Origin of the sequence: Lentzea alba, from assembly GCF_047445655.1 — a bacterium.
Taxonomy (GTDB): domain Bacteria; phylum Actinomycetota; class Actinomycetes; order Mycobacteriales; family Pseudonocardiaceae; genus Lentzea; species Lentzea alba_A.
The window spans coordinates 188696-202855 of sequence record NZ_JAJAEG010000013.1 but is presented as its reverse complement, the minus strand read 5'-3'; the positions used below and the strand labels follow the sequence as shown (position 1 = coordinate 202855).

At 68.4% G+C, this 14160-nt stretch carries 14 protein-coding genes; 5 read left to right on the top strand and 9 right to left on the bottom strand.

What is annotated here, in order from left to right; all coding sequences use genetic code 11:
* Positions 1-42 precede the first annotated feature (42 nt).
* Positions 43-273, top strand: coding sequence for a PspC domain-containing protein (locus LFM09_RS22895; RefSeq protein ID WP_414098566.1), 231 nt, complete (start codon positions 43-45; stop codon positions 271-273).
* 63 nt (positions 274-336) lie between these two features.
* Here LFM09_RS22895 and LFM09_RS22890 read toward each other — a convergent pair whose 3' ends face one another.
* The 5 genes from LFM09_RS22890 to LFM09_RS22870 all read right to left on the bottom strand — a co-directional run bounded on the left by LFM09_RS22890 (position 337) and on the right by LFM09_RS22870 (position 5434).
* On the bottom strand, positions 337-1704 hold the full coding sequence (locus LFM09_RS22890) for a beta-N-acetylhexosaminidase (protein ID WP_414098565.1): 1368 nt from the start codon (positions 1702-1704) through the stop codon (positions 337-339).
* The gene (locus tag LFM09_RS22885) at positions 1701-2534 is read right to left on the bottom strand and encodes a carbohydrate ABC transporter permease (RefSeq protein ID WP_414098564.1); all 834 of its coding nucleotides are present in this window, start codon (positions 2532-2534) and stop codon (positions 1701-1703) included. Before LFM09_RS22885 ends, LFM09_RS22890 begins: the two co-directional genes overlap by 4 nt.
* A complete protein-coding gene (locus LFM09_RS22880; protein WP_414098563.1) occupies positions 2531-3415 on the bottom strand; it encodes a carbohydrate ABC transporter permease in 885 nt (294 codons plus the stop codon). The genes LFM09_RS22885 and LFM09_RS22880 overlap by 4 nt, the downstream gene beginning before the upstream one ends.
* A 2-nt stretch (positions 3416-3417) precedes the next feature.
* On the bottom strand, positions 3418-4695 hold the full coding sequence (locus tag LFM09_RS22875; protein WP_414098562.1) for an extracellular solute-binding protein: 1278 nt from the start codon (positions 4693-4695) through the stop codon (positions 3418-3420).
* Between the two features lie 79 nt (positions 4696-4774).
* Positions 4775-5434: a copper homeostasis protein CutC gene (locus LFM09_RS22870; protein WP_414098561.1), complete on the bottom strand. Its 660-nt coding sequence runs from the start codon at positions 5432-5434 to the stop codon at positions 4775-4777.
* A gap of 352 nt (positions 5435-5786) precedes the next feature.
* On the opposite strand from LFM09_RS22870, the gene LFM09_RS22865 reads away from it, so the two are divergent.
* Together LFM09_RS22865 and LFM09_RS22860 are read left to right on the top strand one after the other, a co-directional pair.
* Positions 5787-6392, top strand: coding sequence for an RNA polymerase sigma factor (locus LFM09_RS22865; protein WP_414098560.1), 606 nt, complete (start codon positions 5787-5789; stop codon positions 6390-6392).
* A gap of 5 nt (positions 6393-6397) precedes the next feature.
* Complete coding sequence (locus tag LFM09_RS22860; RefSeq protein ID WP_396424235.1) at positions 6398-6874, top strand: carboxypeptidase regulatory-like domain-containing protein; 477 nt, start codon at positions 6398-6400, stop codon at positions 6872-6874.
* A 391-nt stretch (positions 6875-7265) separates the two neighbouring features.
* Here the strand turns inward: LFM09_RS22860 and groL are convergent, their stop codons facing one another.
* The 4 genes from groL to LFM09_RS22840 all read right to left on the bottom strand — a co-directional run bounded on the left by groL (position 7266) and on the right by LFM09_RS22840 (position 11344).
* Positions 7266-8885, bottom strand: a complete 1620-nt coding sequence (groL, locus tag LFM09_RS22855; protein ID WP_414098559.1) for a chaperonin GroEL — start codon at positions 8883-8885, stop codon at positions 7266-7268.
* A 223-nt stretch (positions 8886-9108) separates the two neighbouring features.
* Positions 9109-10329, bottom strand: a complete 1221-nt coding sequence (locus tag LFM09_RS22850) for a serine/threonine-protein kinase (protein WP_414098558.1) — start codon at positions 10327-10329, stop codon at positions 9109-9111.
* Positions 10330-10423: 94 nt separating this feature from the next.
* Positions 10424-10630, bottom strand: a complete 207-nt coding sequence (locus LFM09_RS22845) for a cold-shock protein (RefSeq protein ID WP_030470913.1) — start codon at positions 10628-10630, stop codon at positions 10424-10426.
* A 78-nt stretch (positions 10631-10708) separates the two neighbouring features.
* Positions 10709-11344 (bottom strand): AIM24 family protein, encoded by a 636-nt coding sequence (locus tag LFM09_RS22840; RefSeq protein ID WP_414098557.1) that lies wholly within the window; start codon positions 11342-11344, stop codon positions 10709-10711.
* A 72-nt stretch (positions 11345-11416) separates the two neighbouring features.
* Here LFM09_RS22840 and glp point away from each other — a divergent pair, with 72 nt between their 5' ends.
* Positions 11417-12610, top strand: coding sequence for a gephyrin-like molybdotransferase Glp (glp, locus tag LFM09_RS22835; RefSeq protein WP_414098556.1), 1194 nt, complete (start codon positions 11417-11419; stop codon positions 12608-12610).
* Between the two features lie 16 nt (positions 12611-12626).
* Entirely contained in the window at positions 12627-14036 is a 1410-nt protein-coding gene (locus LFM09_RS22830; protein ID WP_414098555.1) for a M48 family metallopeptidase, read from the top strand.
* The last annotated feature ends 124 nt before the right edge of the window (positions 14037-14160 follow it).

The following is a 14160-nucleotide window of genomic DNA, read 5'->3' as shown; positions in this document are numbered from 1 at the left end:
GTCACCGATGTGCCGGGGCTTCGAAACGACGACTCTTGTGGCATGACGAACAACGTGCTCAACGAAGCCACTGACCAGGTCAAGAAGCTCCGCCGCAGCCGCAGCGACAAGATGCTCGCCGGTGTCTGCGGCGGCGTTGCCAAGATGATCGGCGTGGACGCCGCGATCCTGCGGATCATCCTGGTCGCCGCGACGCTGCTCGGGTTCGGCACCGGCGCCATCCTCTACATCGCCGCCTGGATCCTCATGCCCGAGGAAGACGCGGCGATGTGATCGACGTGGAAACCAGGACCGCGCAGGTAGCCGTCGGCAGGGGTGGGGGTCCGCCCCTGCCGATCAACGCGGGAAACCTGGGACGCCGGGAAGCTTCTGCCACGGGAGTGGGCCGTTGAGGGGCCGGTACTCCACCCCCAGGGCATCGAGCCGCGGCAGGTGGTGTTCCGCCAGCCGTTGCACGAAAGCAGGATCCTTCTCCGCCGGCGACCACATCACCTCGGCGAACGCCGCCAGCCGGGGAAACGCCGCGTAGTCCACCCGCCGGGCCGAGTCGAGGTGCTCGGTCCAGATGTTCGCCTGCGCCCCCAGCAGCCGGCCAGGCTCCTCGCCCGTGAGACCTGCGGGCACCGGATCCCACGCGTAGACGTCCTCCAGCGTGGTCACCGTGCCCACCGGGATCGGTTCGTCCAGCGACTCCGACTGCCGGTAGTCCAGATAAACGTGCTCCTCAGGGCACATCACCACGTCGTGGCCCTCGCGCAACGCCGTGATGCCGGGCTCGACTCCGCGCCACGACGCGACGATCGTCCCCACCGGCAGCGGACCTGACTCCAGGACCTCGTCCCACGCGTAAGGCCGCCGCCCGCTGCGCACGATGTGCCGGGCGACCGCGCGGACCAGCTCGCCCTCGTGGCCGGGTGCCTCGTCGCCGCCCAGGCCGATGAACTCGCCGGGGAACACTTCCATCAGCTCGTCGAACACGTTCCGATAGAAGTCCACAGTGGACTCCTCGGTGTTGAGCACGCGTTCGTTGATGCCCCAGTCCGTCCACACGTCGCCGCCGTGCACGCCGAGCTCCGGGTACGCCGCGATGGCCGCCTGCGAGTGACCCGGGATGTCGATCTCCGGGATCACGACGATGTGCCGTTGGCGGGCGTACTCGACGATCTCGCGCAGGTCGTCCTGCGTGTAGAAACCGCCGTGCGGACGGCCCGCCATGCCGGCTGAGCGCCGATCACCGAACCGGGAGTCGGAACGCCACGACCCGACCTCGGTCAGCTTCGGGTAGCGCCTGCTCTCGAAGCGCCAGCCCTGGTCGTCGGTCAGGTGCAGGTGCAGGACGTTGAGCTTGTGCACGGACAGCAGCTCGACGTACCGCAGCACCTCCCGCTTGGGCAGGAAGTGCCGCGCCACGTCGAGCATCACGCCACGCCACTGGAACCGCGGGTGGTCGACGATCTCGCACGCCGGGATGACGGCAGGTTTCTCCCCCGCCGCCCGGAACGCCTGAGCTCCCAGCAACTGGCGGAGGGTCTGCAGCGCGTTCATCTCGCCGGCCGCGTCGTGTGCCTCGATCAGCACGCCGTCGTCACTCGAGAGCAACCGGTACCCGCCGGGTGGGCCGTCGACGAGCACGGTCTCCCAGCCCTGGTACGCACAGAGTCTTCCGCCGTCCACATAGGACACCGGGCGTGGCAGCAGGTTCATCCCTTCACCGCCCCCGCGAGTCCGGACACCAGACGGCGTTGCACGAGCATGAAGAAGATGAGCACAGGGATGGTCATCAGGGTGGAGCCCGCCATGATCGCGCCCCAATCGTTCTGGTCGGGTTTGACGAACACCTGAAGAGCCAGCGGCAGGGTCTGGTTCTCCACGGCCGAGATGATGAACGTCTTGGCGAACAGGAAGTCGTTCCACGCGTGGATGAACGACAGCACGCTCGTCGCCACCAGGCCGGGCGCGACGAGCGGGAACAGCACCTGCCAGAGGAACCGGAACCGCGAGGCGCCGTCCAGGGTGGCGGCCTCCTCCAGTTCCACCGGCACCGCGGCGACGAAGCCGCGCAGCATCCAGATCGCGAACGGCAGGCTGAACGCGAGGTGCACCAGCACCAACGACCCGAGGTGGTTCAGCCCGAACGCCGGAACGGAGTCACCGACCGACCGCATCAGGAAGAACAGCGGCACGGTCAACGCCTCGACCGGCACCATCTGCACGACCAGCAGCATGATCAGCAACGTCGTCCGGCTGCGGAACCGGAACCGGGTCAACGCCGTGGCGGCCAGGAACGAGATCAGGATGCTGAGCGCCACCACGATCAGTGCAACGATCACGCTGTTCATGAAGTAACGCCCGAAGTTCGCCACGGTCAGCGCCCGCGTGAAGCTGTCGAGCGTGGGCCGGGTCGTCCACGGCACCGGGTCGGCCGAGATGATCTCGTCCTCCGGCTTGAACGCGGACAGCACCATCCAGAACAGCGGGAACGCCACGACGGCGGCGATGACGAGGACGAGCGCCTCGGTGATCCAGCGCCTCACAGCACCTCCCCGGACCGGCGCAACGCGCGCAGGTAGAACAACGTGATCGCCAGCAGCAGCACGGTCATCACGACACCGATAGCCGCGCCCAGGCCGTACTCCGACGCCGCGAACGCCTGTTGGTACGCGTAGACGTTGAGCACGAGGTTGCGCCCGGCGATGCCACCACCGTTGGTCATCACGTAGATCTGCGTGAAGACCTTGAAGTCCCAGATGATCGACTGGATCGTCACCACGAGGATGATCGGCCGCAGCAACGGCAAGGTGACGCTCCACGCCGTGCGGAACGTCGACGCGCCGTCGAGTGCGGCGGCCTCCAGCACCTCACCCGGAATCGCCTTGATGCCCGCGTAGAGGGTCACCATGACGAACGGGAACGAGCACCAGATCACCTGTGCCGCAACGAGTCCGAACGCCGTCCACTTGTCGAACGTCCAGGAGAAGCCCTGGATGCCCAGCACCTCGTTGACGAACCCGAAGTTCGCGTCGAACAGGAACAGCCAGATCGTCGAGCCGGCGACCGCGGGCGTGGACCACGCACCGAGCGCCGCCAGGAACAACGTCATGCGCACCCACGTGCGAACGCGGGTGGCCAAGATCGCGAGAAACGCGCCCACTAGCAACGTGCCGACCACGCAGACCGCCGCGAAGGCGACGGTCTGCCCGAGCACCGTCCAGAACTGCTGGTTCCCCAGCAGGTTCTGGTAGTTCCTCAAGCCCAGGAACTCGAGCGGCGCGCCGCCGCTGACCTGCTCCTGGCCGTAGTCGTAGAGCGAGATGAGCACCAGCTGGTAGATCGGGTAGGCCAGCAGGCCTCCGAGGACCAGCAGCGCTGGGGTCAGGTAGGCGAAGGCGGTCCGCCCCTGACCTTTGGCGGTCATGCTCACGATGCGAAGGCCGCGTTCATCGTCTTGGCGGCGTCGGCGGTGGCCGTGTCGACGTTCTTCGCGCCGGTGACGACCTCCTGGATCATCGTCGGCACCACGGCTTGCGCCTCGATCTTCGCCCACGCCGGCGTGACGGGGACGAACTTGGTACCGGCCTGCAGGGTCTTCGTGAACGGCTCCAGGAACTTGTCGGAGTCGCTGACCTGCTTCTGCACGTCGGAGAACGTCGGCAGGTTACCCATCGCCGTGTACATCTTCTGCTGGTACTTCTTCGACGCGAGCAGCTGCACGAACTCGTTCGAGAGCGTCTTGCGCTGGGTGCCCTTGAGCACGCCGAGCAGGTTGCCGCCGGCGAACGCGGGCGCGATCGAGCCCGCGGTCTTGCCGGGCAGCGGCACGACGCCGTACTTGCCGGCCGCGCTCGACGCGTCCACGGACTTGCGGTTGAAGTCGCCACCGATGGTCATCGCGGCCTTGCCCGCGCGGAACTGCTCGACGCTCGCGTCACCGCCGTTGCCCGCGCACGTGGCGGGCGGGCAGATGTCGTCCTTGATCAGCTCGGTGTACTTGGCGACACCGGCCTTGGCCTCGGCGCTGTCGATCGTGGCGGTGAACTTGCCGCCGTCCTGCTTGGCGATGTCGCCACCCTGCGCCCAGATGAACGGCAGCGCGGCGAACAGGTACTTGCCACCGGCGGAGATGCCGAGCATGTCCGGCTTGCGCTGCCGGATCTGGCGCGCGGTCGTGGCGATCTCGTCGAGCGTCGTGGGCGGCTTCAGGCCCAGCTCGGTGAACACGTCCGTGCGGTAGTAGAGCGCGCGGACACCGACGAACCACGGCACGCCGTAGGTCTTGCCGTCGACCTTGGCCGTGTCCAGGATCGTCGGGACCAGGTCCTTGGACTCGCTCCAACCCGCCAGGTCGAGCTCCGAGAAGCCGCCGGCGGAGACGTAGCCCGCGAGGTCGGTGTTGCCGAACTCGGCGACGTCCGGCGCGCTCTTCGGGTCGCTGAACGCGGCCTTGAAGCGTTCGGCCCGGCTGGACACCTGGATGTACTGGACGTCGACGGTCACGCCGTTGTGCTTGCCCTGGAACTCGGAGATCGCCTCCTTCACCACGGCTTCCTTGGGACCGCGGTTGACCTCGTCGAACAGCCACACCCGCAGCTGCCCGGTCTTCTCGTCAGTCCCCGAGTTGGTCGGTCCCGACTGCACCGGTGCGCAGGCGACCACCGCGCCCACGCCCAGCACAGCCACGAGTGTCTTCAGCCTCATCGCGCCCTCCGCATTGCATATGTTGCAACAGCCATTTCACAGGAAGCAACGTGACTGTAGAACGGTCTAGGGCAAGGGTCTAGACCAGACGATTGACCCATTCCCGAACTGATGCACTGGAGACCGGCGAATCCCACCCCTGCGGACGAACCGCGCTGCCGACGTGGAAGCCCGTGACGCCCGCTGCCAGCAGTTCCGCGACGTGGCGCTGCTGCAGACCGCCGCCGACGAGCAACGCGGGAGGTGACTGGGCGACGAGTTTCTTCAGGTTCTCCATGCCGTCCTCGACGCCCTTGGCACTGCCCGCGGCGAGGACGGTGTCGCAGCCGAGGGTCTGCACCGACGCCCACGAGCGGAAGACGTCCGCGGAGTTGTCGAGCGCGCGGTGGAACGTCCAGGCACAGCCCTCCAGCTCGGCGACGAGGTTCAGCGTGACGCCCTCGTCGATCTCGTTCTCGGCGTCGAGGAAGCCGAGGACGAACTCGGTGGCACCCGCCTCGCGGAGCTCCCAGGCCTGGCGGCGCAGCTGCTTGAGGTTGCCGGGCGCGAACCCCTTGGCGTCCCTGAGCATCACGCGGATGGGCAGGTCGACGGCCTTCTGCACCTCTTTGAAGGTGGCGATCGACGGGGTGAGGCCGTCGGAGGCCATGTCGGCGACCAGCTCCAGCCGGTGCGCGCCGCCGGCCTGCGCGGCCTCGGCGTCCTTCGCGTTCAGTGCGATCACTTCGAGAATCGGCATGGTCTAGACCATAACGTCCCAGGTGATGTGCTTCCGCGAATCCGGAGCGAGCGACGCGGTTCGTGCGTCAGACCTGTATCTGTTCGCCTTGCTGGGGCTCTTACTCAGTGAGCGCTTGTTCAGGCGTGGAGCACGTGTCAGCCGGTTCGAGGGGTGCCGGCTGGCGCAGGCTCCCACCACGGCGGCCCGTGATGAGGAGGGGGAATCACGGGCCGCTGGCGTGCCCGGAGGAAGATGAGGATCGGTACAGCGGTGATACTGCTCCATTCGAGTGAATTTTGTATCTACCGCTCAGTTAGCCCTTCATGAGTTGGCGAACGGCGCTGACAGGGCGGCCGATCGGAGGTGCTGCGTGGACGAGCTGCACACGGCGGATGACCGTCCGCCGTGGGACGGGTTGGAAGGCACCGAACGGCACGCGGTGTGTGTTGCAGCCGCGCGCGAAGGCAACCGCGACGCGTTGGACGTCCTGGTGACAGAGCTGACCCCGCTGCTGTGGCACGTCGCCCGCGGCCAGGGCCTCGACCGGGCGGCCGCGGAAGACGTCGTGCAGACGGTCTGGCTCGCGTTTCTCAAGAACATCGAGAACATCAACGAGCCGAAAGCCCTGGTCGGCTATCTGGTGGTCACCACGAGGCGTGAAGCCCGCCGAACGTGGACACCCAACAAGAGGGAAACCCACCTGTCAGACGAGTTCGCCGAACAGCTCGAGTCCGACACCGGCCTGCCCGAGGACGTGACGCTGATGGACGACCGCGACCGCCGACTTTGGCTCGCGTTCGGCCGCCTGACCACGAGGTGCCAGGAACTGCTCCGACTCACCGTGCTCGCGGGGCGCGCCGAGTACCGAGCGGTCGCCGAGGCACTCGCCATGCCCCACGGCAGCATCGGTCCGACCAGGGGACGGTGTCTCACACTGCTGCGCAACTACCTGGAAACGGAAGGAGGATCGCGGTGAACGAGATCGACCCGCGCGACGACCGCAGGGGCCTTGAGGACACCGCCGTCCTCTCCGAACTCAACAGGCTGGTCGACGAACTGGACCCGCCACCGGCAGACCTGGTGGACCGCGTGAAGTTCGCGATCGCGCTGGAAGACCTCGACGTGGAAGTCGCCCGCTGGGAACGCGCCGGATCCTTCGCCGGTGTCCGCGGCGGCCAGACGGGCACGATCACCTTCACCGTCGACAACCTGACGTTGATGGTGAACTTCACCTCGACCGGCTCCCGCCATCGCATCGACGGCTGGCTCGTGCCGGCCGGGGAGCACACCGTCGAGGTGCGGGTCGCCGACCACAAGTCGTCCTCCACCCGAGCCGACGACGGGGGTCGGTTCGTGCTGCCGGACGTGCCGGCGGGGACGACCCAGATCCTGGTGCACCTGGTGAACTCTCGTGGGGAGCCGGGCCGGACCGTGGTGACACCGACGATCATGCTGTGAGGTTTGTCCGGGGTTTCTGGGGATTCGGGCGGCAATCGGCACTCCCCTCGCAGGAGCACACCCGTGGCGGCCTTGGTCTGACGCGACCGCGCGCTGTTGCCTGATGGCGTGTGCGAGTACTACCAACCCTTGATCGAATCGCCGTTGACCACACCCAACTGGTTCGGCGCCCGGCGAATCATCGTGCCTTGCTCCCGCGAACCCGCTGCGCCACGGCCGCCTTCAGCGACGTCTCCGCTCGCGATGAAGGGGTCTTTCATCCACCTGGGGTCGATGAAAGACCCCTTCATCGACCCCTTGCGCGCTCCGCGGAACAGGGCTGGCCCGGAATGCCGAAAGGCCCGGCTCGCCGAAGCGATCCGGGCCTTTCAGAGCGATCAAGCAGCTGGACTCAGAAGTCCATGCCACCGGCGTCCGGCGCGGCCGGAGCAGCGTTCTTCTCCGGCTTGTCCGCGACGACGGCTTCGGTCGTCAGGAACAGCGCGGCGATGGACGCGGCGTTCTGCAGCGCGGAACGCGTGACCTTGGCCGGGTCGATGATGCCGGCCGCGATCAGGTCCTTGTACTCGCCGGTCGCGGCGTCCAGGCCCTCGCCCGCAGGCAGGGACTTGACGCGCTCGACCACGACGCCGCCTTCGAGGCCGGCGTTGACGGCGATCTGCTTCAGCGGGGCCTCGACGGCGACCTTGACGATGTTGGCGCCAGTGGCCTCGTCGCCCGTGAGACGCAGACCCTCGAAGGCAGCCTCGGCGGCCTGCAGCAGCGCAACGCCACCACCGGCGACGATGCCCTCTTCGACGGCGGCCTTCGCGTTGCGAACGGCGTCCTCGATGCGGTGCTTGCGCTCCTTGAGCTCGACCTCGGTGGCCGCGCCCGCCTTGATGACGGCGACGCCGCCGGCGAGCTTGGCGAGGCGCTCCTGGAGCTTCTCGCGGTCGTAGTCGGAGTCCGACTTCTCGATCTCGGCGCGGATCTGGTTGACGCGACCCTGGATCTGGTCGGCGTCGCCCGAGCCCTCGACGATGGTCGTCTCGTCCTTGGTGACGACGACCTTGCGGGCCTTGCCCAGCAGCGAGATGTCGGCGTTCTCCAGCTTCAGGCCGACGTCCTCGGTGATGACCTGGCCACCGGTGAGGGTGGCGATGTCCTGGAGGATGGCCTTGCGGCGGTCACCGAAGCCCGGAGCCTTGACGGCGACGGACTTGAAGGTGCCACGGATCTTGTTCACGACCAGGGTCGCCAGGGCCTCGCCCTCGACGTCCTCGGAGATGATCAGCAGCGGCTTGCCGCCCTGCATGACCTTCTCCAGGAGCGGGAGCAGGTCCTTGACCGTGGAGATCTTGGAACCGAACAGCAGGATGTACGGGTCCTCGAGGACCGCTTCCTGACGCTCGGGGTCGGTCACGAAGTAACCGGAGATGTAACCCTTGTCGAAGCGCATGCCTTCGGTGAGCTCGAGCTCGAGACCGAGGGTGTTGCTCTCCTCGACGGTGATGACGCCTTCCTTGCCGACCTTGTCCATCGCCTCGGCGATGAGCTCGCCGATCGTGGGGTCAGCGGCGGAGATGGACGCGGTAGCAGCGATCTGCTCCTTCGTCTCGATCTCCTTGGCGGCCTTCAGCAGCTGCTCGGCGATCGCCTCGACAGCCTGCTCGATGCCGCGCTTGAGGCCCAGCGGGTTCGCGCCGGCGGCCACGTTGCGCAGGCCCTCGCGGACCAGCGCCTGAGCCAGAACGGTCGCGGTGGTGGTGCCGTCACCGGCAACGTCGTCGGTCTTCTTCGCGACTTCCTTGACGAGCTCGGCCCCGATCTTCTCCCACGGGTCCTCGAGCTCGATCTCCTTCGCGATGGAGACGCCGTCGTTCGTGATCGTCGGCGCACCCCACTTCTTCTCGAGCACGACGTTGCGGCCCTTCGGGCCGAGCGTCACCTTGACGGCGTCAGCGAGGGTGTTCATACCCCGCTCGAGACCGCGGCGGGCGTCCTCGTCGAACGCAATCATCTTGGCCATTGCGGTGTGTTCCTCCGCCTTTGTGGATTCTGGGCCACTGCGGGCCGGCAAAGCCCACAGCGGAACACGGTGCAGTGGCCAGGATCGGTGCCCGCGACGGACGACGCTCCCTTGCGGGAGTGCCTCACCTTCCCAGCCTCACTGCTTTGGCACTCGACGGAGCCGAGTGCTAGTTCGTGTTTAGCACTCGGGGAGGTCGAGTGCAAGCGAACCCGGGGCGAACTCAGCGCGAGGTGCGCACCGGCACAGAGGTGGGCAGCGGCTTGCGCGAGGTCGGCTCGTCCCCGATGTTCAACGTCGGCGAGGAGTTCGTCTTGGGCTGCCGCGCAGGCTCGTCACCGGGCGACAGGATGATCACCAGGATGACGATCACCACGATCGCCGCGGCGGCCGCGATGACCGGCGCGAACCACGCGGGCCGTTCCTTCTTGGACGACGTGAACGCGCTCACGCCGACCTGGTTCGGCGGGCGCAGGCGAACCGGGTCGGCGAGCGGCTGCTGGTAGCCGCCCTGGTACGGACCCTGCTGCGCGGCCATCGGACCGGACACCGGCGACTGCACCGGGATCGAGCCGGACTGAGGCCCGAGTTGAGCGGGGATCGAGCCCTGCGCGACCCCGGAGAGCGCGGCACGGGCGGTGGCGATCAGCTCGGCGCAGTTCGCGAACCGCTGCGAGGGGTCCTTCGAGGTGCCCTTGCGGATGACCTCGTCGATCCCCGGCGGCAACGCCACGAGCTGCGACAGCGACGGCACGGCCTGGCCGAGGTGACCCTGGATGACCTCCTGCACACCGCCCTGGAACGGCGGCCGGCCGGAGAGACACGCGAACAGCATGCAGGCCAGCGCGTACTGGTCGGTGCGACCGTCGACGGGCTCACCGCGCAGGTGCTCCGGCGCCGCGTAGGTCGGCGAACCGAGGAAATCACCCGTTCGAGTGCGGTGGCCAGTGGCGCCGCGCCGGGTCAGGCCGAAGTCGGCGACGTAGACGTGCTCGCGCACGCCTTCCTTCTGGGTCACCAGCACGTTCGCCGGCTTCACGTCGAGGTGCACGAGACCCTTGCCGTGCAGCATGTCCAGCGCCTCGGCGACCTGGGCGAGCAGCGTCAGCGTGCGGGCCGGGGTGAGCGGCCCCTCCTTGATGTGGCCGGAGAGGTCCTGGCCGTCCACCAGCCGCATCGCGATGTACAGCAGGCCGTCGACCTCGTCGAAGTCGTACAGCGGCACGATGTTCGCGTGGTCGATCGCGGAGGTGTTGCGCGCCTCGTCGACGAACCGCTCGCGGAACTCCGCGTCGGGCGCGAGGTGCTCACCGATGACCTTGAGAGCGACCTTGCGGCCCAGTCTCACGTCCGTGGCCTTGTAGGTCACGCTCATGCCACCGCGGCCGAGCACGCCGTCGATCCGGTAGTGCGCGATCCGCCGACCGCTCAGGTCCTCTGACACGCGAGGCAGCCTAACGCGCGCCCGGATCGGGCTGCTCAGGGTTGCTCAAAGCTGTGATCAGGATGGCTCCTCGGGTGCGGGTGTCCCGCAGGACTCAGCCTGCGCGGCGGACGTCCGAGGCCTGGCTGCGCCCGTCCCGTCCGGCCTGCACCTCGAACTCCACCCGGTCGCCTTCAGAGAGGGTCCGGAAGCCTTCCATCTGGATCGCCGAGTAGTGCACGAACACGTCGGGCCCGCCGTCGGTTGCGATGAAGCCGTATCCCTTTTCGGAGTTGAACCACTTGACGGTACCGAGAGCCAAGGCGTCCTCCTTCAGATCACGCAAACGCAGAACGCAACGCTAAAAGAGAAAAAGTCACTCGGATACCTCCTTACGGAGTCATGAACGGGAGCTGACTCCGTTGGCGCGCAACCAGGTGGTGAGTCGGCGAGGTCCGCGCGTCTGGGTCAGCACGGCACCCGGACCGGCGAAGTCGAACACCAGACCCTCGCCCGAGTGAATGGATTGCGCACCATCCGGCGGCAGTGCGCGAAGGCGGCATTGCACGGTGTCCGCGAACGCCACCACGTGATCGCTGCCGATGGTCACGGCCTCTCCCGCTTCGAGCGTCACGAGGTCGAGTGCGCCGTAGCAGGCGAGCACGACGGAGCCCTGGCCGTGGGCGTAGTTCAGGAAGCCTTCAGCGCCACCGAAGAGCGCCTTCAGCGGCGGCGCGTCCGGGTTCATCGCCACCGTGCTGCTCGACGCGATCCAGCTGATCCGGGAGACGCACCAGCCGTGCGCGCCGTCGAGCTCGACGAGGTGCAGATCACCGGGCAGCACCGGCGCCGTGTCGATCCAGCCGCCCTCGGCGCCGGCCGTGCACAGCGCGACGGCGCCCGCTCCCTTGACGTCGACCGCGAGCCCGTAGCTCGTGGCCATCAGGGTCTGCGGGTCGGCCAGCACCATCTCGCCGGGCGCGAGCACGAGCCGCGCCACGCCGAAGTTCGGTGTGTGCCTGGTCCGGACCTGCACTAACAACACCTCCGGGTGCTCAAGAAGTCCAAGCGATCGCCACGATCACCGCGACGTTGGCAGTATGCAGTCGTGTCCCCCACCACTGTCGCCGAACACCGCCAGCGCGTCGCGGAGCTCGTCGGGCTGATGCCCGTGCTGCAGCTCCCGCTCGACGAGTGCCTCGGACTGGTGCTCGCCGCCGACGTCATCGCTCCGGTCTCCCTGCCGCCGTTCGACAACTCCGCGATGGACGGGTACGCGGTGCGAGCCGCGGACCTGGCTCAGGTACCGGTCCAGCTCCCCGTCGCCGACGACATCCCCGCAGGTCGCACGGACATCAAGCCGCTGGAGCCCGGCACGGTGCAGCGGATCATGACGGGCGCGCCGGTGCCGCCCGGTGCGGACGCCGTGGTCCAGGTCGAGTGGACCGACGGCGGCACCGAGACCGTCACGATCAACCAGGCCGTCCAGGCCGGAGCGAACATCCGGACCGCGGGCGACGACGTGGTGAAGGGCGACGCGGTGCTGGTCGCCGGCACGGTGCTGCGCCCGTCCACGCTCGGGCTCGCGTCCGCGCTCGGACACCCCGAGCTGCCCGTGCGCCGCCGCCCCCGCGTGCTGGTCCTGTCCACCGGCTCCGAACTGGTCGAACCCGGCAAACCGCTGCAGCACGGCCAGATCTACGAGTCGAACGGCATGATGCTCGCCTCATCGGTCCGCGAGGCGGGCGGAATCGCCGTGCAACTGCGGTTCGTGCCGGACGACGTGGAGGCGTTCCACCGCGCGCTGGCGCCGTACCTCGGCTCGGTGGACGTGATCATGACGTCCGGCGGGGTCAGCGCGGGCGCGTACGAGGTGGTCAAGGACGCCCTCGCCAGCCACGACGTGCGGTTCACGAAGGTCGCGATGCAGCCGGGCGGGCCGCAGGGCGCGGGCACGTACGAGGGCCTGCCGGTGCTCGCGCTGCCGGGCAACCCGGTGAGCGCGCACGTGTCGTTCGAGGTGTTCGTGCGGCCTGCGCTTCTCGCGTCGATGGGCCACACACAGGTCGAACGCCCCACCGCGCGCGCAACCGTGACGACTTCGCTGACGTCTCCAGCGGGTAAGACGCAGTTCCGGCGCGGCGCGTACGACCCGACGTCCGGTCAGGTCGTGACGCCGGTCGGCGGGCCGGGTTCGCACCTGCTGTCGGCGCTCGCGTTGTCGAACTGCCTGATCGAGGTGCCCGAGGACGTCACCGAGCTGGCGGCCGGTGCCGAGGTCACCGTCAGACACCTGCAGTAGAAAGGCGGACTGGGGGATGAGAGCCGCACTCGCGCTGGTGATGCTCGCCGGCTTCTTCGTGCTCGCGGTAGCGCTCACGGCCGGCCTGACCGGGATCGCGATCTGGCGGTTCTCGATCGGCGACGTCGAGGGCGGCGGCTGGATGGTCGTCGTCGCGTGCGCGCTCGGCGGGCCCGCGCTGTGGGCGACGTTGCGGGCGCTGTTCGCGCGGCCGGAGCCGACCGGGTTCCGGATGACCCGCGAGACGCATCCGGAGCTGTGGCGGCACGTCGACGAGCTGGCCGGGCTGGCGGGCACGCGCGGTCCCGACGACATCCGGCTCGTCGACGGCGCGAACGCTTCGGTGTGGGAGCGGCGCGGGGTCCGCTACCTGGAGCTCGGCCTGCCGCTGGTGGCCGGGCTGAGCGTCGGCGAGCTGCGGTCGGTGCTCGCGCACGAGTTCGGGCACTTCGGCGGCGGCCACACCCAGCTGTCCGCGGTCACCTACCGGGCAAAGCTCGCGCTGGAGCTCTCGCTGCACGGGGACCACGGCTTCGGCCTGCTCAGCGCGTGGGCCAAGCTCTACGCGCTGGTGGCGGCGTCGGAGAGCCGTGATCACGAGCGGTTCGCCGACGAGGTGGCCGTCGCCGCGGCGGGCCGGGACGCCGCGCGCCGGGCGTTGCTGCGCAGCGGGCCGGTCGGCGAGGCGTGGAACGACTACCTCACGTCGTACGTCTCGCTGGCGGTCACGGCGGGCCGCACGCCCCCGTTGCTCGAAGGCTTCCGCTCCTACCTCGACCACCCGCGGCGCGTGCACGAGCTGCGCGAGCTGGAGGTCGTGCTGGCCGAACGGGAGCCGACGTCGGTGTTCGACAGCCATCCGCCGGTGCGCGAGCGCGTGGCCACGATGGCCTTGCTGACCAGCGACGACGTCCCGATCGACGAACGTCCGGGGTGGACGTTGCTCTCGGGCGTCTCCGCCGAGGCCGCGTCGCACCTCGTCGGCCTCCAGGGGCCGCTCGTGACGTGGGAGGAGCTGGTTCCTCTGAGCGGTCCGGCCCACGTGCGCCGCTACGCCGAGGCGCTGCGGCACGCGGGCCGGGTGAGCAAGGTCGGCGAGACCCTGTCCGACGTGCTGGCGGCGCTGGCACGCGGTGACCTGCACAAGCTCACCGGGGCGCCGGTGGACGCGTCGCTGACCCCCGAGCAGGTGCACGAGGCAGCCGTGGACACCGTGACGGAACTGCTCGCGTACGCCGTCGCGGACCAGCTCGTCACGGCTGACCGTGCTGTGCTGGAACTCAACTGGGGCGGACTGTTCGTGCTGCGGCTGCCCGACGGAGCTGCGATCTACCCGGACGACCTCGTCGCTCCCGCGGTGCGTGACGCCAACCGCGTCCCTGAAGTGCGACTTCGTTTGCAGGCCATCGGCGTCGACGGACTGTGACGGAACGCTCACCGAGCGACGTTGTTCACGCCATGTGACGGGGATTACACTGACCGGCAGGTGCCGGTCGGCGCGTGCATTCGTCGGGGGATGCACGGGCCGACCGGCCACTTGCTTTTCCAGA

Coding starts and splice junctions, on each gene's coding strand:
- LFM09_RS22830 (WP_414098555.1), top strand. CDS start 12,627: ATGAGAGCCGCACTCGCGCTGGTGATGCTCGCCGGCTTCTTCGTGCTC.
- LFM09_RS22870 (WP_414098561.1), bottom strand. CDS start 5,434: ATGCCGATTCTCGAAGTGATCGCACTGAACGCGAAGGACGCCGAGGCC.
- LFM09_RS22890 (WP_414098565.1), bottom strand. CDS start 1,704: ATGAACCTGCTGCCACGCCCGGTGTCCTATGTGGACGGCGGAAGACTC.
- LFM09_RS22875 (WP_414098562.1), bottom strand. CDS start 4,695: ATGAGGCTGAAGACACTCGTGGCTGTGCTGGGCGTGGGCGCGGTGGTC.
- LFM09_RS22895 (WP_414098566.1), top strand. CDS start 43: ATGACGAACAACGTGCTCAACGAAGCCACTGACCAGGTCAAGAAGCTC.
- LFM09_RS22880 (WP_414098563.1), bottom strand. CDS start 3,415: ATGACCGCCAAAGGTCAGGGGCGGACCGCCTTCGCCTACCTGACCCCA.
- groL (WP_414098559.1), bottom strand. CDS start 8,885: ATGGCCAAGATGATTGCGTTCGACGAGGACGCCCGCCGCGGTCTCGAG.